This window comes from Sphingomonas sp. Root720 (genome assembly GCF_001428605.1).
Lineage (GTDB): Bacteria > Pseudomonadota > Alphaproteobacteria > Sphingomonadales > Sphingomonadaceae > Rhizorhabdus.
Window position 1 is genome coordinate 362,321 of sequence record NZ_LMID01000012.1, and the last position, 17,670, is coordinate 379,990.

Annotated in this window: 21 protein-coding genes; 9 read left to right on the top strand and 12 right to left on the bottom strand. The window is 68.1% G+C overall.

All coding sequences use genetic code 11. The features are described 5' to 3' along the window. Positions 1 to 5: 5 nt before the first annotated feature. From mce to ASE22_RS16785, 3 genes are all read right to left on the bottom strand, one after another. Positions 6 to 443 carry a methylmalonyl-CoA epimerase gene (mce, locus tag ASE22_RS16775; RefSeq protein ID WP_056362120.1) on the bottom strand — a complete coding sequence of 146 codons (438 nt, stop codon included), beginning with the start codon at positions 441 to 443 and terminating at the stop codon, positions 6 to 8. Then, positions 440 to 1,621, bottom strand: coding sequence for a beta-ketothiolase BktB (bktB, locus tag ASE22_RS16780; RefSeq protein ID WP_056362123.1), 1,182 nt, complete (start codon positions 1,619 to 1,621; stop codon positions 440 to 442). The genes mce and bktB overlap by 4 nt, the downstream gene beginning before the upstream one ends. A 63-nt stretch (positions 1,622 to 1,684) precedes the next feature. Further along, positions 1,685 to 3,217, bottom strand: coding sequence for an acyl-CoA carboxylase subunit beta (locus ASE22_RS16785; RefSeq protein ID WP_056362125.1), 1,533 nt, complete (start codon positions 3,215 to 3,217; stop codon positions 1,685 to 1,687). 246 nt (positions 3,218 to 3,463) lie between these two features. Here ASE22_RS16785 and ASE22_RS16790 point away from each other — a divergent pair, with 246 nt between their 5' ends. Then, positions 3,464 to 4,885, top strand: a complete 1,422-nt coding sequence (locus ASE22_RS16790) for a helix-turn-helix domain-containing protein (RefSeq protein ID WP_056362561.1) — start codon at positions 3,464 to 3,466, stop codon at positions 4,883 to 4,885. A 97-nt stretch (positions 4,886 to 4,982) separates the two neighbouring features. After that, positions 4,983 to 5,465 carry a hypothetical protein gene (locus tag ASE22_RS16795; protein ID WP_056362129.1) on the top strand — a complete coding sequence of 161 codons (483 nt, stop codon included), beginning with the start codon at positions 4,983 to 4,985 and terminating at the stop codon, positions 5,463 to 5,465. A 7-nt stretch (positions 5,466 to 5,472) separates the two neighbouring features. Here ASE22_RS16795 and ASE22_RS16800 read toward each other — a convergent pair whose 3' ends face one another. The 8 genes from ASE22_RS16800 to queG form a co-directional block, all read right to left on the bottom strand. Then, positions 5,473 to 5,715 (bottom strand): hypothetical protein, encoded by a 243-nt coding sequence (locus ASE22_RS16800; RefSeq protein ID WP_056362132.1) that lies wholly within the window; start codon positions 5,713 to 5,715, stop codon positions 5,473 to 5,475. Continuing rightward, on the bottom strand, positions 5,712 to 6,005 hold the full coding sequence (locus ASE22_RS16805) for a hypothetical protein (protein WP_056601613.1): 294 nt from the start codon (positions 6,003 to 6,005) through the stop codon (positions 5,712 to 5,714). Before ASE22_RS16805 ends, ASE22_RS16800 begins: the two co-directional genes overlap by 4 nt. A gap of 70 nt (positions 6,006 to 6,075) precedes the next feature. Further along, positions 6,076 to 6,249: a hypothetical protein gene (locus tag ASE22_RS27340; RefSeq protein WP_200933105.1), complete on the bottom strand. Its 174-nt coding sequence runs from the start codon at positions 6,247 to 6,249 to the stop codon at positions 6,076 to 6,078. Positions 6,250 to 6,391: 142 nt separating this feature from the next. Then, positions 6,392 to 7,276: a transglutaminase family protein gene (locus ASE22_RS16810; protein ID WP_056362137.1), complete on the bottom strand. Its 885-nt coding sequence runs from the start codon at positions 7,274 to 7,276 to the stop codon at positions 6,392 to 6,394. Between the two features lie 5 nt (positions 7,277 to 7,281). Further along, entirely contained in the window at positions 7,282 to 7,527 is a 246-nt protein-coding gene (locus tag ASE22_RS27685) for a hypothetical protein (RefSeq protein ID WP_056362140.1), read from the bottom strand. Positions 7,528 to 7,795: 268 nt separating this feature from the next. Beyond that, positions 7,796 to 8,143: a DUF952 domain-containing protein gene (locus ASE22_RS16820; RefSeq protein ID WP_082545370.1), complete on the bottom strand. Its 348-nt coding sequence runs from the start codon at positions 8,141 to 8,143 to the stop codon at positions 7,796 to 7,798. A gap of 31 nt (positions 8,144 to 8,174) precedes the next feature. Further along, the gene (locus ASE22_RS16825) at positions 8,175 to 9,044 is read right to left on the bottom strand and encodes a 3-hydroxyacyl-CoA dehydrogenase family protein (RefSeq protein ID WP_056362146.1); all 870 of its coding nucleotides are present in this window, start codon (positions 9,042 to 9,044) and stop codon (positions 8,175 to 8,177) included. Between the two features lie 35 nt (positions 9,045 to 9,079). Further along, a complete protein-coding gene (queG, locus tag ASE22_RS16830) occupies positions 9,080 to 10,228 on the bottom strand; it encodes a tRNA epoxyqueuosine(34) reductase QueG (RefSeq protein ID WP_056362149.1) in 1,149 nt (382 codons plus the stop codon). Between the two features lie 127 nt (positions 10,229 to 10,355). Between queG and msrB the strand changes: the two genes are divergently transcribed. After that, positions 10,356 to 10,844: a peptide-methionine (R)-S-oxide reductase MsrB gene (gene msrB / locus ASE22_RS16835; protein WP_056362151.1), complete on the top strand. Its 489-nt coding sequence runs from the start codon at positions 10,356 to 10,358 to the stop codon at positions 10,842 to 10,844. Between the two features lie 282 nt (positions 10,845 to 11,126). On the opposite strand, the gene ASE22_RS27925 is transcribed toward msrB, so the two are convergent. Further along, positions 11,127 to 11,945, bottom strand: a complete 819-nt coding sequence (locus tag ASE22_RS27925; protein WP_056362152.1) for a cold-shock protein — start codon at positions 11,943 to 11,945, stop codon at positions 11,127 to 11,129. Positions 11,946 to 12,297: 352 nt separating this feature from the next. Between ASE22_RS27925 and ASE22_RS16845 the strand changes: the two genes are divergently transcribed. From ASE22_RS16845 to rpoN, 6 genes are all read left to right on the top strand, one after another. Further along, positions 12,298 to 13,038: a TerC family protein gene (locus tag ASE22_RS16845; RefSeq protein ID WP_056362565.1), complete on the top strand. Its 741-nt coding sequence runs from the start codon at positions 12,298 to 12,300 to the stop codon at positions 13,036 to 13,038. Between the two features lie 67 nt (positions 13,039 to 13,105). Then, positions 13,106 to 13,723: a ribonuclease D gene (locus ASE22_RS16850; RefSeq protein WP_056362156.1), complete on the top strand. Its 618-nt coding sequence runs from the start codon at positions 13,106 to 13,108 to the stop codon at positions 13,721 to 13,723. 109 nt (positions 13,724 to 13,832) lie between these two features. After that, a complete protein-coding gene (lptC, locus tag ASE22_RS16855; RefSeq protein WP_056362160.1) occupies positions 13,833 to 14,522 on the top strand; it encodes an LPS export ABC transporter periplasmic protein LptC in 690 nt (229 codons plus the stop codon). A 5-nt stretch (positions 14,523 to 14,527) separates the two neighbouring features. Next, positions 14,528 to 15,076: an LptA/OstA family protein gene (locus ASE22_RS16860; protein WP_056362163.1), complete on the top strand. Its 549-nt coding sequence runs from the start codon at positions 14,528 to 14,530 to the stop codon at positions 15,074 to 15,076. A 172-nt stretch (positions 15,077 to 15,248) separates the two neighbouring features. Continuing rightward, positions 15,249 to 16,025 (top strand): LPS export ABC transporter ATP-binding protein, encoded by a 777-nt coding sequence (lptB, locus tag ASE22_RS16865; protein WP_056362165.1) that lies wholly within the window; start codon positions 15,249 to 15,251, stop codon positions 16,023 to 16,025. Positions 16,026 to 16,122: 97 nt separating this feature from the next. Continuing rightward, on the top strand, positions 16,123 to 17,658 hold the full coding sequence (gene rpoN, locus ASE22_RS16870; RefSeq protein WP_056362168.1) for an RNA polymerase factor sigma-54: 1,536 nt from the start codon (positions 16,123 to 16,125) through the stop codon (positions 17,656 to 17,658). The last annotated feature ends 12 nt before the right edge of the window (positions 17,659 to 17,670 follow it).

A 17,670-nucleotide genomic window follows, 5' to 3' on the forward strand; every position in this document is an offset into this window, starting at 1 on the left:
GTTCCTCAGTGAGCGCCGCCGGGGTCGTTCGGACCGCCGGGCGTTTCCATGATCTCGGTCAGCACCCCGCCCATGTCCCTGGGGTGGACGAAGAAGATCGGCGTGCCGTGCGCGCCGATGCGGGGCTCGCCCAGGACGCGGGCGCCCTTGTCCTCGAACCAGGCCTTGGCGGCGTGGATGTCGGGAACCTCATAGCAGATATGATGCTGGCCGCCCTGCGGGTTCTTGGCGATGAAGCCGTGGATCGGCGAGGCCTCGCCCAGCGGCTCGATCAGCTCGATCTGGCTGTTGGGGGTGTCGACGAAGCAGACCTTCACGCCCTGCGCGGGCAGGTCGAACGGCGCGCGGATCACCTCGGCACCCATCACGTCGCGGTAGAAGGCGATGCTCTTCTCGATCGACGGGGTTGCGATGCCGACATGGTTGAGGCGGCCGAGCTTCATGCGCAACGCTCCACCACCATGGCGATGCCCTGGCCACCGCCGATGCACATCGTGATCAGGCCGTAGCGGCCGTCGATGCGCTCCAGCTCGTAGATCGTCTTGACGGTCAGGATCGTGCCGGTCGCGCCGACCGGATGGCCGAGCGCGACGCCCGAGCCGTTGGGGTTGACCTTCTCGGGGTTGAAGCCCAGCTCCTGCGCCACCGCGCAGGCCTGCGCCGCGAACGCCTCGTTGGCCTCGATCACGTCGATGTCGTCGAGGGTCAGGCCGGCGCGCCGGAGCGCGATCGGCACCGCCTTGACCGGGCCGATCCCCATGTAGAGCGGCTCGACCCCGGCATGGCCCCAGCCCAGGATCCTGGCGAGCGGCTTCAGCCCCTTCGCGTCGACCGCGGTCTTCGTCGCCAACACGACCATCGCCGCGGCGTCGTTGATGCCGCTGGCATTGGCGGCAGTGACGCTGCCGTCCTTCTTGAACACCGGGCGCAGCTTGGCCAGCTCCTCGGCCGAGACGTCGGCGCGGACATGCTCGTCGGTGTCGAACGCGACCACGCCCTTGCGGGTCTTCACCTCGACCGGGACGATCTGCGCCTTGAAGCGGCCCTCGGCGATCGCGCGGGCGGCGCGCTGGTGGCCCTGCAGCGCCAGAGCATCCTGCGCCTCGCGGGTGATCTGGTAGCGCTCGGCGACATTCTCTGCGGTGATGCCCATATGGACCCCGTCGAACGGATCGCTCAGCGCCTCGATCAGGCCGTCGGTCATCTCGACATTGCCCATCTTGGTGCCCCAGCGCGCGCCCTTCACGACATGGGGAACGCGGCTCATCACCTCGGCACCGCCGGCCAGCACGATGTCGGCCTCGCCCAGCATCATCGCCTTGGCACCGGTGACGATCGCCTCGACGCCCGAGCCGCACAGGCGGTTGAGGGTCAGCGCCGGGGCCTCGATCGGCACGCCTGCGTTTACGCCGACCATGCGCGCCAGATAGGCGTCGCGCGGCTCGGTCGGCATCACCTGGCCCATCACGACGTTCTGGACGTCGGCGGCTTCGAGCCCGGCGCGCTCGAGCGCGGCCTTCGCGACGATCACGCCGAGATCGGCCGGCGACTTGTCCTTCAGCGCGCCGCCGAAATCGGCGATCGCGGTCCGCGCGGCGCCAACGATGTAGATGTCTTCCATTCCCGTCACTCCATATCCCGCTGCCGGGAGGATGCTTTACCCGAACCCTCTTGCCGACATCCCTTACAAGGGAATGTTGTCGTGCTTCTTCCAGGGGTTCTCGAGGCTCTTGTTCCTGAGCTTGCGGAGACCCAGGGCGATCCGCCGGCGGGTCGAATGGGGCATGATCACCTCGTCGATGAAGCCCTTCGACGCCGCCACGAACGGGTTGGCGAAGCGGTCCTCATATTCCTTGGTGCGCGCGGCGATCTTGTCCTTGTCGCCGATGTCCTTGCGGAAGATGATCTCGACCGCGCCCTTGGCGCCCATCACCGCGATCTCGGCGGTCGGCCAGGCATAGTTGAGGTCGCCGCGCAGATGCTTCGACGCCATCACGTCATAGGCGCCGCCATAGGCCTTGCGGGTGATCACGGTGATCTTCGGGACGGTCGCCTCGCCATAGGCGAACAGCAGCTTGGCGCCGTGCTTGATGATGCCGTTATGCTCCTGCGCGGTGCCGGGCAGGAAGCCGGGCACGTCGACGAAGGTCACGATCGGAATGTCGAACGCGTCGCAGAAGCGGACGAAGCGCGCCGCCTTCTTCGACGAATTGATGTCGAGGCAGCCCGCCAGCACCATCGGCTGGTTGGCGACGATGCCGACCGGGCGGCCCTCGATCCGGCCGAAGCCGATCACGATATTGGCGGCATGGGTCGGCTGGACCTCGAAGAAGTCGCCCTCGTCGACGACCTTGGCGATCAGTTCCTTGATGTCGTACGGCTTGGTCGCGCTGTCGGGGATCAGCGTGTCGAGGCTCGGCTCGACCCGGTCCCAGGGGTCGTCGGTCGGCCGGGTCGGCAGCTCGTGCCGGTTCGACAGCGGCAGGAAGTCGACGAACTCGCGAACGCTCAGCAGCGCTTCGATGTCGTTCTCGAACGCGTTGTCGGCGACCGAGGTCTTGGTGGTGTGGGTGACCGCGCCGCCCAGTTCCTCCTGGGTGACGACCTCGTTGGTGACGGTCTTCACCACGTCGGGGCCGGTGACGAACATGAAGCTCGAATCCTTCACCATGAAGATGAAGTCGGTCATCGCCGGCGAATAGACCGCGCCGCCCGCGCAGGGACCCATGATCACGCTGATCTGCGGCACAACGCCCGAGGCGAGGATGTTGCGCTGGAACACCTCGGCATAGCCGCCCAGCGACGCCACGCCTTCCTGGATGCGGGCGCCGCCCGAATCGTTCAGGCCGATCACCGGCGCGCCGACCTTCATCGCCATGTCCATGATCTTGCAGATCTTCTGGGCGTGACGCTCGCTGAGCGCGCCGCCATAGACGGTGAAGTCCTGGCTGAACACGAAGACGAGCCGGCCGTTGATCGTGCCCGATCCGGTGACGACGCCGTCGCCCGGGATATGCTCGGCCTCCATGCCGAAGTCGGTGCAATTATGCTCGACATACATGTCGAGTTCCTCGAACGAGTCGGCGTCGAGCAGAACTTCGACGCGCTCGCGCGCGGTGAGCTTGCCCTTCCGGTGCTGCGCCTCGATGCGCTTCTCACCGCCGCCAAGCCGCGCTGCGGCGCGCTTCTCCTCGAGCTTCTGCAGGATCGCCAGCATCCGGACACACACTCCTTCGGATTCGTAGTCGGGCCCCCTTTTCAAGCTTTGCCGGATAAGGCAAATGTGAACTTGCGGACTTGCGAAGTCACTATTTGCAAAATGGCGGCTGCGCCTTTTCCGTCACCCCAGCGAAGGCTGGGATCTCAGGAGATGGGGGTCTCAGGAGATGAGGTGCTGTCTTCATCTCACGAGATGCCAGCCTGCGCTGGTATGACGGCAATGATGACGGTGGAAGGACAGGCAATGGCACGACGGACCGGAACCCGCCTCTTCGCAGGGCATGAGCTGCGCGCACTCCGCCAGCGGGTCGGACTCGGCCAGGCGGCGATGGCGGCGCGGGTCGGGCTGTCGGTCTCCTATCTGTCGCAGCTCGAGAATGACGACCGGCCGATCACCCCGACGGTGGGGGAAGCCTTCGCCAAGGCCTTCCCGATCGACTGGAACCGCGACACCGTGGGCGATGCCGAGCGGCGACTGGCGACGCTGCGAGAGGCCTTCGCCGATCCGCTGTTCGCCACCGCCGAGATCGGGCCGCAGCTGCTTCATCGCATGGTCGAGCAGCAGCCTTTCTTCGCCGACCAGTTCGTCCGCCTCCACGACGCATGGCGCCGTGCCGAGGAACGGCTCCAGCTGGTCGACGACCGGATCGCCAGCGGGGTGCCCGGCGACGACCGGCTGCCCTGGGAGGAGGTGCGCGACTGGTTTCACGAGGAGGGCAATTATGTCGACGTCATCGACCGCGCCGCCGAGGCGCTGGCCGAGGATCTCGACGCCGAGCCGCTGCCCGAGGCGCTGATCGCCCACGCGCTCAAGCAGCGCCACGGGGTCGATACGCTGACCGCCGCCGATGACGGCGGGGGGATGCTGCGGCGCTTCGACCCGGCGCGCGGGCTGCTCACGATCGGGTCGGCGCAGCCGCCCGAGACGCGGCGCTTCATGATGGCGCACCAGCTCGTCCAGCTGGACCTGCGCCGAGAGATCGCTTCGGTCGCGACCGAGGCGCGCTTCCGCGCGGCCGAGGCCTGGCCGCTGCTCTCGGTCGGCCTCGCCAACTATGCGGCCGGCGCGCTGCTGATGCCCTATCGCCGCTTCCGCGACACCGCGCGCGGGCTGCGCCACGACATCGACCGGCTGTGCCAGCGGTTCGGGGTCAGCTTCGAACAGGCTTGCCACCGCCTGTCCACCCTGCAGCGGCCCGCCGAGCGCGGCATCCCCTTCTTCTTCTGCCGGGTCGACATGGCGGGCAACATCACCAAGCGCCATTCGGCGACCCGGCTGCAATTCGCGCGCTTCGGCGGCGCCTGCCCGCTGTGGATCGTCCATGAGGCGGTGGCGATCCCCGACCGCATCCTCGTCCAGCTCGCCGAGATGCCGGACGGGGTGCGCTACGTGTCGATGGCCAAGGGGCTGGTCAAGCCGTCGGGCAGCTTCACCCGCGCGCCGCGCCGCTTCGCGGTCGCCCTCGGCTGCGAGGTCGAGCATGCCCGCGACTTCATCTACGCCGACGCGCTCGACATCGAGCATCGCGGCGCGGTCACCCCGATCGGCATCTCGTGCCGCCTCTGCCCGCGCGAGCATTGCGATCAGCGCGCCTTCCCGCCCGCCGGACGGCCGATCGAGGTAGACGCCGACCGGCGCGACGTGGTGCCGTACCGGCTGCGCTGAGAATTTCCCGCCCGGACAATCCCACCGCGAAAATTCTTGCCGCGCCCCAGGGCGGCGGGTGTAGGCTGGGCCGTCAGAAGGGGAGAGGTTCAGGGACATGCGACCCGTCACCCGCGCCATCGTCACAGCCACCGCGCTGTCGGGCTCGCTCGACCTGCTCAGCGCCTTCGCCTTCAGCGCGGTCAAGGGCGTCGGCCCGCTCCGCGTGCTGCAGGGCGTCGCCGCGGGGCCGTTCGGCGATCCGATGCTCCGGGGGACGAGCGCCCCCGTGGCGCTCGCGGGGCTGATCGTCCATTATGCGCTGATGACAGTGATGGTGACGCTGTTCGTCGCCGCTGCCTCGCTGCTGCCCTTCGTCCGCCGCAGGCCGCTGCTGTGGGGCACGGTCTACGGCCTCGGCCTCTATCTGCTGATGTACTGGATCGTGCTGCCGCTGCGCTGGCCCGGGCTGTTCCCGCGCACGGGCGCCTGGGACGTCGGCAATGCGCTCTTCTCGCATTTGCTGTGCGTCGGTCTGCCGATGGGTTGGGTGATCGGCCGCATCGAAGGGGACCAGCTCGGAGGGGAGCCGGACCGCTGACGCGCTGTCAGTCGGGTATATCGTCGCGCCGGATCAGCGCGCGCAGGTCGGCGGCGCGAATATAGCGCTCGGCGTCGGTGATGATCGTGAAGCGCCACAATTCTTCCGTGTCCTGGGCCGCGACATGCCGCGTCACCTCGGCAAGCGTGCCCTTCATGATCTCGTCGGAGGCGCGTGGCCCCGAGCGGCTGCGCCCATGCGCGGGCAGCTTCACCAGCCGCACGGGCTCGTCCCAGGTTTCGCCGTTCATGACCGGTCCTCGATTTCGGCATAGTCGATGTTGAGGGTCGCCGACCGGGGAGCCCGCGCATGTTGCCGCTGCGCGACCCGGCCGATGGCGGCCTGGTGATCCTCGAGGATCGACCGGGCGGTCTCGGCCGATATCTCGCTGCGGTCCTTCCCGACCACCGCCGCCAGCGCAGCGCGCGTGACGAAGATCGACAGGCTACCCGCGGGTCCGTGGGCCGGAATGGAAATCCCGTCCCCGTCGCGCACCCAGACCGCGTCGGCGAGGTGGAGAACGACGTCGGAGGTCGTCATGATCCGCCTTTGCCGGGCCATTCCGTGGGCCGGAAGCGGGCATTGTCCGTCGAAGAAGAAAGGCCGGGCGTCAAAGAAGGAAGGCCGGGGATTTCGTCTTCTGCATCCGCTGCCGCACCGCGTTGATGCGGACGGCGTAAAGCGAAGCCAGCCCCATATGGGCGGCACGCGCCTCGATGTTCGCTGCGGCCTTCGCGTTGATCAGGGAAATCTGATGGCGCTGATAGAGATCGTTGAGGTCCATGACAGACTCCCATCATTGCAAGCGGGAGCGCGCTAAGTCTCTCAGCCACCGACGCTCGTTCAGGAATCGGTGATGCACCCTCATAGCATGGACGGCCGATTTTCGATACCGGAATCGGCCCGCCGGGGTCGTCCGCCCGCCCTCACGCCTCCGAGGAAGCGTCCTCGGGCGATGCCGTCGACACCTCGACATCGACGACCATGTCGCCCGTACCGTCGCCGGAAAAACTGCCGGTCACGGGCAGAATCAGCGAAATGTCGCTCGCGACGGCGACGGGCACCAGATTGAAGCCGCCCACGGTCCGATTGGTCGGGTCGAACGCGATCCAGCCGGACCCGGGCACATAGACCTCGGCCCAGGCATGGGTCGAACCGGCCCCGCGCACCTCGTCCCCCGCGCCCGCCGGGCTGTGGAGATAGCCCGAGACGGCCCTCGCGCCGAAGCCGAGGCTGCGTGCCGCCGCGACGAACAGCATCGCCAGGTCGCGGCACGATCCGCGGCCGTTCCGCAAGGTCCAGCACGGATCCTGCGTCCCTTCCTCGTCGCGCGACATATAGGCGATCGCGGCCCCCGTGCCGGCGTTGAGGTCCTTGAGCAGGGCCAGCGTGTCGGTCGGAACGCCGGCGACAAAGCCGCGCGCCCATCGGTGCAGGCTGCCGTCCGGATCGGCCGGCGGAACCGCCAGCGCCCCCAGTTCGGACCATGTGCGGTCTGGATAGAGGAAGGGGAAGGCCATCGCCGAAGGATCGATCGGGAAGACCGGCCATGGTTCGGCATCGAGGTCGATCGTCGCGACGCTCTGGATGACGAGATGGTCGGTAGGCTCGCCGAAGCTCGCCGTCACTATGCCATTGCCATAGACGTCGTCGGACCAGCTCAGCTGGGGCTCGGGCGATATGCTCAGCGCGAACGACCGCAACTCCACGCCCCGGCTCTGCCGGGGCCTCAGCATCAGCCGATGCTGGCCCAGCGTCACCCGTCCGGCGTAGCGATAGGAGGTCCGGTGGCGAACGACCAGACGCTGCACGCGGTCTAGGCTGCCAGGATACGGTCGGGATTCTCGCTGGCGTCCCGGTCGCGGTCGGCCTGCAGCTCGGGACCGGCGGTCTCGCCGGACCGGGCGTGCCGTGCCTCGCGGCGCTCGGCCACCATGGCTTCGTTGGCCCACGCGCTGGCAGCGGCTTCGGCGATCCTCCGGACGTTGTCGAGCGGGGTGTCCGACGCCAGGGCGCGTTGACGGGCTTCCTGGGTGCGGCAAAGGGTCGAGGTCGGATACATTGAAAATCTCCCGGGAGGGCCGACGGATTGCCATGAACCGGCGCTTCGCAGCGCCGGCGATCGAACGGTCGGTGTTTTTCCGGGCCGGAGCCCGGAAGATACCGATCACATGGCAGGTTTTCGGCGAATATCGGCGGCCAGCGTATCGATCCAACGAGGGACGAGCGCTTTTGTGCCGCGCGGCGCGAATAAACTTCGGATCGTGCCGGAAACCGGCCGGGGGCGAAATGCGGTCGGCAAGACCGCCGATCCCCGCGCCGGGTTAGGATCAGCCGGCGACGGGCAGCCGGATCGACCCGTCGGGCTCATGGTCGAGCGGGCCATAAGCGAGCACCGAGTCGAGGGTCAGGGCGCCGTAGAGATGGGGGAAGAGCTCGCCGCCGCGCGACGGTTCCCAGCGCAGCGCGTCGCCGAGTACCGACAGGTCGACCGCGACGACGGACAGATCGTCCTTGCCCGCGAAATGCCGGGCGATCGTCTCGCCGAGCTGGGCCGCGGTCGACATGTGGATATAGCCGTCGGCCAGGTCGATCGGCGCGCCGGCGAAACTGCCGTCGGTCTCGAGCTGCACCATCTCGTCGGCGAGCAGCACCTTGTAGGCGACCATGTCGGGCATCGGCGCGTTCTCCATCAGAAGCTCGGGACCATCAAAAGCTCGGGACCGGCTTCTCGCCCGAATAGTCGTAGAAGCCCTTGCCGGTCTTGCGGCCGAGCCAGCCGGCCTCGACCAGCTTTGCAAGGATCGGCGCCGGGCGATATTTGGGATCGCCGAAATCCTCCTGGAAGATCTTGAGGATCTCGAGGATCGTGTCGAGGCCGATCATGTCGGCCAGGGTCAGCGGCCCCATCGGATGCCCGAGGCCCAGCTTCACGCCCGCGTCGATGTCGGGGATCGAGGCGAGCCGCTCGCCCGCCGCGAAACAGGCTTCGTTGAGCAGCGGCAGCAGGATGCGGTTGACGACGAAGCCGGGGCTGTCGGCGGCGACGATCGTCGCCTTGCCGGTGCGGCGGCCGAATTCCTCGGCGGTCGCGACCGCGGCAGGGCCGGTGGCGAGGCCCTTGATCAGCTCGAGCAGCGGCATCAGCGGCACCGGATTGAAGAAGTGCATGCCGATGAAGCGTTCGGGATCGGTCGACGCCTGGGCGAGCCGGGTGATCGAGATCGACGAGGTATTGGTGGCGAGGATCGCGTGGGGGGCGAGCACCTTGCCGATCGTCTCGAAGATGGCGCGCTTGACCGTCTCGCGCTCGGTCGCGGCCTCGATGATCAGGTCGGCGGCGCGCATCGCCTCGAGATCGCCGACCGGCTCGATCAGCCCGGCGGCGGCATCGCGCTTGGCCGCGTCCAGCTTGCCGCGCTCGACCGCCTTGTCGAGCATCCTGACGATGCCGGCCTTGCCCTTGGCGGCGACATCGATCGACACGTCGGACAGGAGGACCTTCAGCCCCGCCTGGGCCGCGATCTGCGCGATGCCCGCGCCCATCTGCCCCGCGCCGACGACTCCGATGATGTCCATGATCTTCCCTCCGACGACTCCGTCCGGGCCGCCTGTTATCGGGGGACGGAGGCCGCCGCAATCTCCGCGTCCCATTCGGCGGCGACATCCTGATCCTTTTCACAGGCCCGCCGAAGCGCCCGTTCGGCCGCGAAACCGGCGGGATCGAGCCGCCCGAGCGCCCAGGCCGCCGCCCCGCGCACCACCGGCGCGGGATCGTCGAGCAGCGCGGCGACGAGCGGAAGCAGCCGGGGCAGGCCGCTATTGCCGGCCGCGACCAGCGCATTGCGGACCATCCGGTCGCGCCCGATCCGCTTGATCGGCGATCCCGCGAACACCGCGCGGAAGCCGGCGTCGTCCAGGCCCAGCAGGTCCTCCAGCTCGGGCGCGGCGAGTTCGGCGCGCGCCGCGAAGGCGCGGTTGGCGGCGGCCTCCTGGGCGAACTTGTTCCAGGGGCAGACCGCCAGGCAGTCATCGCAGCCATAGATGCGGTTGCCGATCGGACCGCGGAACTCGATCGGAATCGGTCCCTTATGCTCGATGGTGAGATAGGAGATGCAGCGCCGCGCATCGACGACATAGGGACTCGGAAAGGCGTCGGTCGGACAGGCCGCCTGGCAGGCGTCGCAGCTGCCGCAGCGATCGCCATGCGCCGCGTCGGGGGGCAGGTCGAGGCTGGTCATGATCGCACCGAGGAACAGCCAGCTGCCATGTTCGCGCGAGACGAGGTTGCTGTGCTTGCCCTGCCAGCCGATCCCGGCCGCCGCCGACAGCGGCTTCTCCATCACCGGCGCGGTGTCGACGAAGACCTTGAGCTCGCCGCCCGCGCGCTCGACCAGCCAGCGGGCGAGATGCTTGAGCGCCTTCTTGACCACGTCATGATAATCGCTGCCCTGGGCATAGACCGATATCCGGCCGATGCCGGGCTCGTCCGCCAGCCGCATCGGATCCTCGCGCGGGGCGTAGCTCATGCCCAGCATGATCAGGCTGGACGCCTCCGGCCACAGCCCCCGCGGCCGGGCGCGCTCGCCCTTGCGCGCCTCCATCCAGTCCATCGACCCGTGCGCGCCCGATTCCAGCCAGTCGTCGAGCCGCGCGGCGCTTTCGGGCGCCGCGTCCGCGCGCGCGAAGCCGCAGACCGCGAAGCCGAGCTTCAGCGCCTCGGCCCGGATCGCCTCGCGCAGAGAGATGGGGTCGTCGGTCATCGCGCCGAAACTAGAGCGGACGAGCGGAAAACCAAACCGCCGTCTTTGCCGCCGGTCGTCGTGTAACCATGTCCAAGGTTGCGACGTATCTGCTTCGTCACCACATCGACAGGAGAGGAGTGGCGGGATGAGGATCGATCGACGGACATTGCTGGGCGCGGGCATGGCGACCGCGGTGACGGCGGTCATCGCCGGCCGAGCCTTCTCCGCGCAGAAGCAGAGCTACGCCTTCACGCTCAGCGACGCCGAATGGCGCACGCGTCTGAGTCCCGCCGCCTATGCGGTTCTCCGCCAGGCGGCGACCGAGCGCGCCTTCACCAGCCCGCTCGACAAGGAGCACCGCACCGGCACCTTCCTGTGCGCCGGCTGCGACCTGCCGCTATTCTCGTCGCTCGCCAAGTTCGACAGCGGCACCGGCTGGCCCAGCTTCTGGCGACCGCTGCCGCGCGCCGTGGGGACCAAGACCGACTATAAGATCGGCGTCCCGCGCACCGCGGTCCATTGCAGCCGCTGCGGCGGGCATCTCGGCCATGTCTTCGACGACGGCCCGCCGCCGACGGGCAAGCGCTACTGCATGAACGGCGTGGCGCTGAGGTTCGTGCCGAAAAAGGCCTAGAGCGCTTTCGAGGCAGATGGAAACATCTGCCGACTCGGAAATCGCGGTAAATCAATATGTTAGAGCGGCCGATCTGGTGCAATCAGATCGTGAACCGCTCTGGGCCCTTCGCCGGCTTCCTCGCCCGGACGCCGGAAACCTCGTCCGGGATCGTCATGCCAGTCTTTGCCGGAGTGACGGACAAGAGGCTGGTCGCGCTCCGGAAAAATCCGACCGCTCGAACAAGAAAAAGCCCGGCCTCCCCAAGGGAAGCCGGGCCTTTCGTTCAGCGAAGTGACCCGATCAGCTGAGCGGGGTCAGGTTCACCGCGGCATACTTGCCGCGACGATCGACCTCCAGCTCGAACTCGAGCCGGTCGCCTTCGTTGAGGTTGGTCATGCCGGCGCGTTCAACCGCCGAAATGTGCACGAAGGCATCGGGCTGTCCGTCGTCGCGCTGGATGAAGCCGAAGCCCTTCATCGCGTTGAAGAACTTGACCGTGCCGCTGGCCTTCTCGCCGGTGAGCTGCCGCGAGGGGCCGCCGGCGGCGCCGCCCGGGCCGGCTGCCGCCGGACGCGGACCGCGATCCTCGACCGGGAGCGGTTCGCCCTCGATCTTCAGGTCGGTTGCCGAAACGCGGCCGCCGCGATCGACGAGCGTGAACTCGAGCGGCTGGCCTTCGGCCAGGCCGGTGAGGCCCGCCTGCTCGACCGCCGAGATGTGCACGAACACGTCCTCGCCGCCATCGTCACGAACGATGAAGCCGAAGCCCTTCTGGCCGTTGAAGAATTTGACGATGCCCTTGCCTTCGCCGATCACCTGGGCGGGCATGCCGCCGCGACCGCCACCGCCGCCGAAGCCGCCGCCACCGCCGCCGCCACGGAAACCGCCGCCGCCGCCGCCACCGCCGAAGCGATCGCCGCCGCCGCCGTAACCGCCGCCGCCGCCACCACCGAAGCGATCACCGCCGCCACCGCCGCCGTAGCCGCCGCCACCGCCGAAACGATCGCCGCCACCACCGAAGCCGCCGCCACTATAGCCGCCGTAACTTTCGTCACCGAAGCCGTCGCGCTTGTCCCTGCCGCCGCCGCGCGGACCGCGCTTCCCTCTATCGAAACCCATGCCTTGCAGTTCTTCCCGAATCTCGCCCCAAGCATCGAAAGGACGCGGTACCGGGCGTGGGTCCATCATCCTTCCGGCACGCAAATCAGACGCGCCAAACACAAGACATAAAGCAAATATCGCCGTCGAGCGAGCGCTTTCATGGTCCTGTACCGCTGATGAACACGTCGATCTGGTAGAATCCGCCGCTAGAATGAACATGTTACCGTGTTTTCTGACGCCGCGATGGTCTGCACGGCGCCGATTCGCGGCTAGCGTCTTCGAAGCCCGCTCCCGATTCGCGGCCGCTGCCGCGATGGAAACGTGGCTGGAACGCGATGGCCGGTGGGGCCGAAGAACCAAGAAGGACAGTATGACCGACATCGTCGCCATCTTCGCCGATCCCGCCAACTGGGCGGCGCTCGCCGCGCTCGTGACGATGGAGGTCGTGCTCGGCATCGACAATCTCATCTTCATTTCGATCCTGACCAACCGGTTGCCCGAAGCGCAGCGGCCCCGCGCCCGGACGATCGGTATCGCCATGGCGCTCGGCCTGCGCCTCGTCCTGCTCAGCCTGATCGCCTTCATCGTCACACTGACCCGGCCGATCCTCGACCTGTTCGGCCAGCCGCTGTCCTGGCGCGACATCATCCTGATCACGGGCGGCCTGTTCCTCGTCTGGAAGGCGACCAAGGAAATCCACCACAGCGTCGACCACGACGCCGAGGGCGACATGTTCGACGCGAAGAAGGCGGGGCTCGGCTTCGGCGCGGCGATCGTCCAGATCATCCTGCTCGACCTGGTCTTCTCGATCGACTCGATCATCACCGCGGTCGGAATGACCGACCATGTCCCGATCATGTTCGTCGCGGTGATCGCGGCGGTCGCGGCGATGATGACCGCGGCGGGTCCGCTTTCGCGCTTCATCGAGCGCAACCCGACGATCGTAATGCTCGCGCTCGCCTTCCTGTTCATGATCGGCATGACCCTGATCGCCGAGGGCTTCGGCGTCCATGTGCCGAAGGGCTATATCTACGCCGCCATGGCCTTCTCGGCCGCGGTGGAGGCGCTCAACATGGTCCAGCGCAACGCCCGGCGCAGGAAGGCGGGGTGATCCTGCTCCACCGGCGGGGCGAGGGATATGATTTGCCCTGTGTCCCGCCGGGCCTTATGGCGGCGCGATGACAGTCCATCTCCATCAGGAAGACCTGCCCGCCGACGCGCTGGGCCCCGGCCCGGTCGCGGTCGATACCGAGACGATGGGGCTGATCACCCCGCGCGACCGGCTCTGCCTGGTCCAGATCTCCGACGGACGCGGCGACGAACATCTCGTCCGGTTCGCGCCGGGCAGCGACTATGCCGCGCCGAACCTGCGCGCGGTGCTCGCCGACCCCGGCCGTCTGAAGCTCTACCATTTCGCGCGCTTCGACCTCGCCGCGATCAAGCATTATATCGGGGTGATGGCCGCCCCGGCCTATTGCACGAAGACGGCGTCGCGGTTGATCCGCACCTATACCGACCGGCATGGGCTGAAGGAACTGGTCCGCGAGCTGCTCGGCCAGGAAGTGTCGAAGCAGCAGCAATCTTCCGACTGGGGCGCACCCGACCTGTCCGAGGCGCAGAAGGACTATGCCGCCTCCGACGTCCGCTATCTCCACGCGATGCGGACGATCCTCGACGAGCGGCTGGCCCGCGAAGGTCGCACCGCGCTGGCGCAGGCCTGCTTCGACTTCCTCCCCGCGCGGGCCGAGCTCGACCTGGCGGGCTGGCCGGAGATCGACATCTTCGCGCATGTGTGAGGCGGGGGACGCCGCTTCGTCCCGTCATCCGCGCGACCGTGGATATGGCGTGGAAAGGCCGGGCATGGGAGGCATTCCCGTCCCTCCGGGAATGGCATAAGGAGACGGCATGTCGGAACTCGCCGATCGCGTCCGCAGCGAACGCCAGCTCTGGGCCGCCAGCGGCAGCAGCCACGACCGGCTGATCGCCATCCTGCGGATCGTCCTGCCGATCGCCATCGGCGTGCTGGTCATATTGCTCGCGCTCGCGCCGCTGACCGTCGGCCGCGACATCAGCTTCGTCCTGTCGAAGGACCGGGTCGAGGTCGCGCGCGAACGGATGCGGGTGACGACGGCGGTCTATCGCGGGCAGGATTCGAAGGGCCAGCCATTCAACCTGACCGCGGGCTCCGCGGTCCAGGCCACCTCGAGCGATCCCGTGGTACGGTTGCAGAAGCTGGCCGCCGAGATCCAGCTGCCCGAGGGGCCGGCGCGGATCGTCGCCAATCGCGGCCGCTACGACATGGACAGCGAGAAGGTGGCGATCGACGGCCCCGTCCATCTCCGCTCGGCCGACGGCTACAATATCCAGACCCGCGACGTCGGCATCGACCTCAAGACCCGCATGGTCGCGAGCGACGGGCCGGTCGACGGCCGGATGAACGTCGGCACCTTCTCCAGCGACCGCTTCACCGCCGATCTGAACAAGCGGGTCGTCGTGCTCGAAGGCCGAGCCCGCTTGCATATCGATCAGCGACAGGCCAAGGCAGCGCCCACGCCCCGGACCGGGGCGAGAGTCGGCGCGAAGGTCGGAGGTTAGGCGTGATGAGGCGTCGGGTGCTGGTGAAATCGCTGCCGAAATCTTTGTTGATCGCGCTCCTGGCCGGGAGCGCGGCCTTCGCCGGCGCGCAGACCGTCGATTCGCTGAAGAAGCATGATTCGAACGCGCCGGTCGATTTCGCCGCCGACCGGATCGAGCTGCAGGACCGCGCCGACCGCGCGGTGCTGACCGGCAATGTCGACGTCAAGCAGGGCGACATGCGGCTGCGCTCGGCCCGTCTGACCATCGCCTATACCTCGGCGGCCCAGACCGAGGTGACCCGGATGGATGCGTCGGGCGGCGTGGTCCTCACCACCTCGACCGAGAATGCCAATTCGCAATATGCGATCTACGATCTGCGCACCCGGTTGGTGACGATGATCGGCAATGTCGTGATCACGCGCGCCGGCAAGGGCGAGACGCGCGGCAACCGGCTGGTGCTCAACCTCAACAGCGGAGCCGCCTCGCTCGATGGCGGCGGATCGGGCGGCGGCCGCGTCACCGGGCGCTTCACGCCGCCGCCGCGCGACCAGAAGGGCCCCAGCAAGAACTGAGCCGGGCCCCGGTCGCGTCCAGGCCCGGCCCCGCTCCGGCCCGCTCGCCACCGACCGTCTCATTTGAGCAACTTGCCGGCCCCAAAAAGGCCATGCACGAAGCTTGCCAGTTTCCATGGGTGGCCGCATTCGCTAATCACTGCCGACAAACGGACCGCCCCGGAACCCTGCCATGAACGACACCGCCCTGCTCGAACGCCCCGCCGGCCCCGAAGGCACCGGTACCGTGCGCGGCCTTTCGGTCGTGTCGATCGCCAAGACCTACGACAAGCGGCAGGTGCTGACCGACATCTCGCTCGACGTCGCACGCGGCGAGGTCGTTGGCCTGCTCGGCCCGAACGGCGCGGGCAAGACGACCTGCTTCTATTCGGTGATGGGCCTGGTCCGCCCGGATGCGGGCCGGATCCTGCTCGACGGCGACGACATCACCACCCTGCCCATGTACCGCCGCGCCATCCTGGGCCTCGGCTATCTGCCGCAGGAGACCTCGATCTTTCGCGGCCTGACGGTCAGCCAGAACATCATGGCGGTGCTCGAGCTGGTCGAGCCCGACAAGGCCCAGCGCATTCAGCGGCTCGATGCCCTGCTCGGCGAATTCCACCTAGCCCACCTGCGCGACTCGGCGGCGATGGCGCTGTCGGGCGGCGAGCGCCGGCGCTGCGAGATCGCCCGTGCGCTGGCCGCCGACCCGTCGATCATGCTGCTCGACGAGCCGTTCGCCGGCATCGATCCGATCTCGATCTCCGACATCCGCGAACTGGTCCGCGACCTCAAGCGCCGCGACATCGGCGTGCTGATCACCGACCATAATGTCCGCGAGACGCTCGACATCGTCGACCGCGCCTGCATCATCTACGACGGCAAGGTGCTGTTCCAGGGCAGCCCCGAGGCACTGGTCGCCGATCCGAACGTGCGGCGGCTCTACCTGGGCGAGGGCTTCTCGCTCTGAGCGCGATGCGGCGAAGCGCTCCCATCCACAGTCTTTCCTCAGCCGTCATGCTGAACCGCGCTCCGCATGATGGCGGGGGATGGTTGGCCGCCTAGCCATGGCACTCGGTCCACGCCTCGATCTCCGGCAGAGCCAGTCGCTGGTGATGACGCCGCAGCTCCAGCAGGCGATCAAGCTGCTGGCGCTGTCGAACCTCGAGGTCGAGGCCTTCATCGCCGAGGAGATCGAGAAGAACCCGCTGCTCGAGGGCGGCGCCGGCGAGGCGGGCGACCGCGACGAGGCACCGGCCGCCGACGAACCGTTCGATGAGGAGAGCTTCGGCGGCGACGGCTTCGATGGCGACGATCTCGGGGGAGACGGGCCGACCGCCGACCGGCTGATCGAGACGGGAGACGCGGCCGCCGATGCCCCGCTCGACGTCGACTATGACGCCGAGACCTTCCATCATGACAGCGCCGCCGACAGCCTGCGCGGTCCCGAGGGGCCGGGGCTCGACGGCGGCGGCGGCGACGGATCGGGCGAGGGGCGCAACCTCGACGACTATGCCACCGCGACGCTGTCGCTCCACGACCATCTGACCGCGCAGGCGGGCGAGATCCTCGAGGGGTTCGAACTGGCCATCGCCGCGCGGATCATCGACCTGATCGACGACGCCGGCTATTTTACCGGGCAGACCCTCGAAATCGCCCAGGCGCTCGACGTGCCGCTCTTCCATGTCGAACGGGTGCTGACGGCGATCCAGTCGCTCGACCCCACCGGGGTCGGTGCCCGCTCGCTGGCCGAATGCATCGCGCTCCAGGCGAAGGAGGCCGATCGCTACGATCCCGCGATGGCCAAGCTGATCGACAATCTCGACCTGCTGGCGCGCGGCGCGATCCCGCAGCTGCGCCGGCTGTGCGGGGTCGACGAGGAGGACATGGCGGACATGATCCGCGAGTTGCGCGGCTATGACCCCAAGCCCGGCCTGCGCTTCGGCGGCGAGCCGGCGGCGCCGGTCGCGCCCGACATCTTCATCCGCCGCACCGCCGAGGGCTGGGCGATCGAGCTCAATGCGGCGACGCTGCCGCGCCTGATCGTCAACCGTGCCTATTATGCCGAGCTGTCGGGCGGGCCGCAGGACAAGGGCGGCAAGGCCTGGCTTGGCGACTGCCTCGCCTCGGCCAACTGGCTGGTGAAGGCGCTCGACCAGCGGGCGCGGACGATCGTCCGGGTCGCGCGCGAGATCGTCAAGCAGCAGGAGGCCTTCTTCCTCCATGGCGTCGAGCATCTCCGCCCGCTGACCCTGAGGGCGGTGGCCGACGCGATCGGCATGCATGAATCGACCGTCAGCCGGGTCACCTCGAACAAATATCTGATGTGCGAGCGCGGGCTCCACGAGCTGAAATATTTCTTCACCAGCGGGGTCGCCGCGGCCGACGGCGGCGACGCCGTCTCGGCCGAGGCGGTCAAGAGCCAGATCGCCAAGCTGATCGCCGCCGAGGGCGACGACATATTGTCCGACGACAAGCTGGTCGAACTGCTCAAGGACAAGGGCTTCGACCTCGCCCGCCGCACCGTCGCCAAATATCGCGAGGCGATCGGCTTGGGATCGTCGGTCCAGCGCCGCCGTCAACGGGCGATGAAGGCGGCGTAGCGGGCGCTTCGG

Bases quoted from the DNA above. Each gene is read 5' to 3' on its own strand.
- mce (WP_056362120.1), bottom strand. From the start codon at position 443: ATGAAGCTCGGCCGCCTCAACCATGTCGGCATCGCAACCCCGTCGATC.
- bktB (WP_056362123.1), bottom strand. From the start codon at position 1,621: ATGGAAGACATCTACATCGTTGGCGCCGCGCGGACCGCGATCGCCGAT.
- ASE22_RS16785 (WP_056362125.1), bottom strand. From the start codon at position 3,217: ATGCTGGCGATCCTGCAGAAGCTCGAGGAGAAGCGCGCCGCAGCGCGG.
- ASE22_RS16790 (WP_056362561.1), top strand. From the start codon at position 3,464: ATGGCACGACGGACCGGAACCCGCCTCTTCGCAGGGCATGAGCTGCGC.
- ASE22_RS16795 (WP_056362129.1), top strand. From the start codon at position 4,983: ATGCGACCCGTCACCCGCGCCATCGTCACAGCCACCGCGCTGTCGGGC.
- ASE22_RS16800 (WP_056362132.1), bottom strand. From the start codon at position 5,715: ATGAACGGCGAAACCTGGGACGAGCCCGTGCGGCTGGTGAAGCTGCCC.
- ASE22_RS16805 (WP_056601613.1), bottom strand. From the start codon at position 6,005: ATGACGACCTCCGACGTCGTTCTCCACCTCGCCGACGCGGTCTGGGTG.
- ASE22_RS27340 (WP_200933105.1), bottom strand. From the start codon at position 6,249: ATGGACCTCAACGATCTCTATCAGCGCCATCAGATTTCCCTGATCAAC.
- ASE22_RS27685 (WP_056362140.1), bottom strand. From the start codon at position 7,527: ATGTATCCGACCTCGACCCTTTGCCGCACCCAGGAAGCCCGTCAACGC.
- ASE22_RS16820 (WP_082545370.1), bottom strand. From the start codon at position 8,143: ATGCCCGACATGGTCGCCTACAAGGTGCTGCTCGCCGACGAGATGGTG.
- ASE22_RS16825 (WP_056362146.1), bottom strand. From the start codon at position 9,044: ATGGACATCATCGGAGTCGTCGGCGCGGGGCAGATGGGCGCGGGCATC.
- queG (WP_056362149.1), bottom strand. From the start codon at position 10,228: ATGACCGACGACCCCATCTCTCTGCGCGAGGCGATCCGGGCCGAGGCG.
- msrB (WP_056362151.1), top strand. From the start codon at position 10,356: ATGAGGATCGATCGACGGACATTGCTGGGCGCGGGCATGGCGACCGCG.
- ASE22_RS27925 (WP_056362152.1), bottom strand. From the start codon at position 11,945: ATGGGTTTCGATAGAGGGAAGCGCGGTCCGCGCGGCGGCGGCAGGGAC.
- ASE22_RS16845 (WP_056362565.1), top strand. From the start codon at position 12,298: ATGACCGACATCGTCGCCATCTTCGCCGATCCCGCCAACTGGGCGGCG.
- ASE22_RS16850 (WP_056362156.1), top strand. From the start codon at position 13,106: ATGACAGTCCATCTCCATCAGGAAGACCTGCCCGCCGACGCGCTGGGC.
- lptC (WP_056362160.1), top strand. From the start codon at position 13,833: ATGTCGGAACTCGCCGATCGCGTCCGCAGCGAACGCCAGCTCTGGGCC.
- ASE22_RS16860 (WP_056362163.1), top strand. From the start codon at position 14,528: ATGAGGCGTCGGGTGCTGGTGAAATCGCTGCCGAAATCTTTGTTGATC.
- lptB (WP_056362165.1), top strand. From the start codon at position 15,249: ATGAACGACACCGCCCTGCTCGAACGCCCCGCCGGCCCCGAAGGCACC.
- rpoN (WP_056362168.1), top strand. From the start codon at position 16,123: ATGGCACTCGGTCCACGCCTCGATCTCCGGCAGAGCCAGTCGCTGGTG.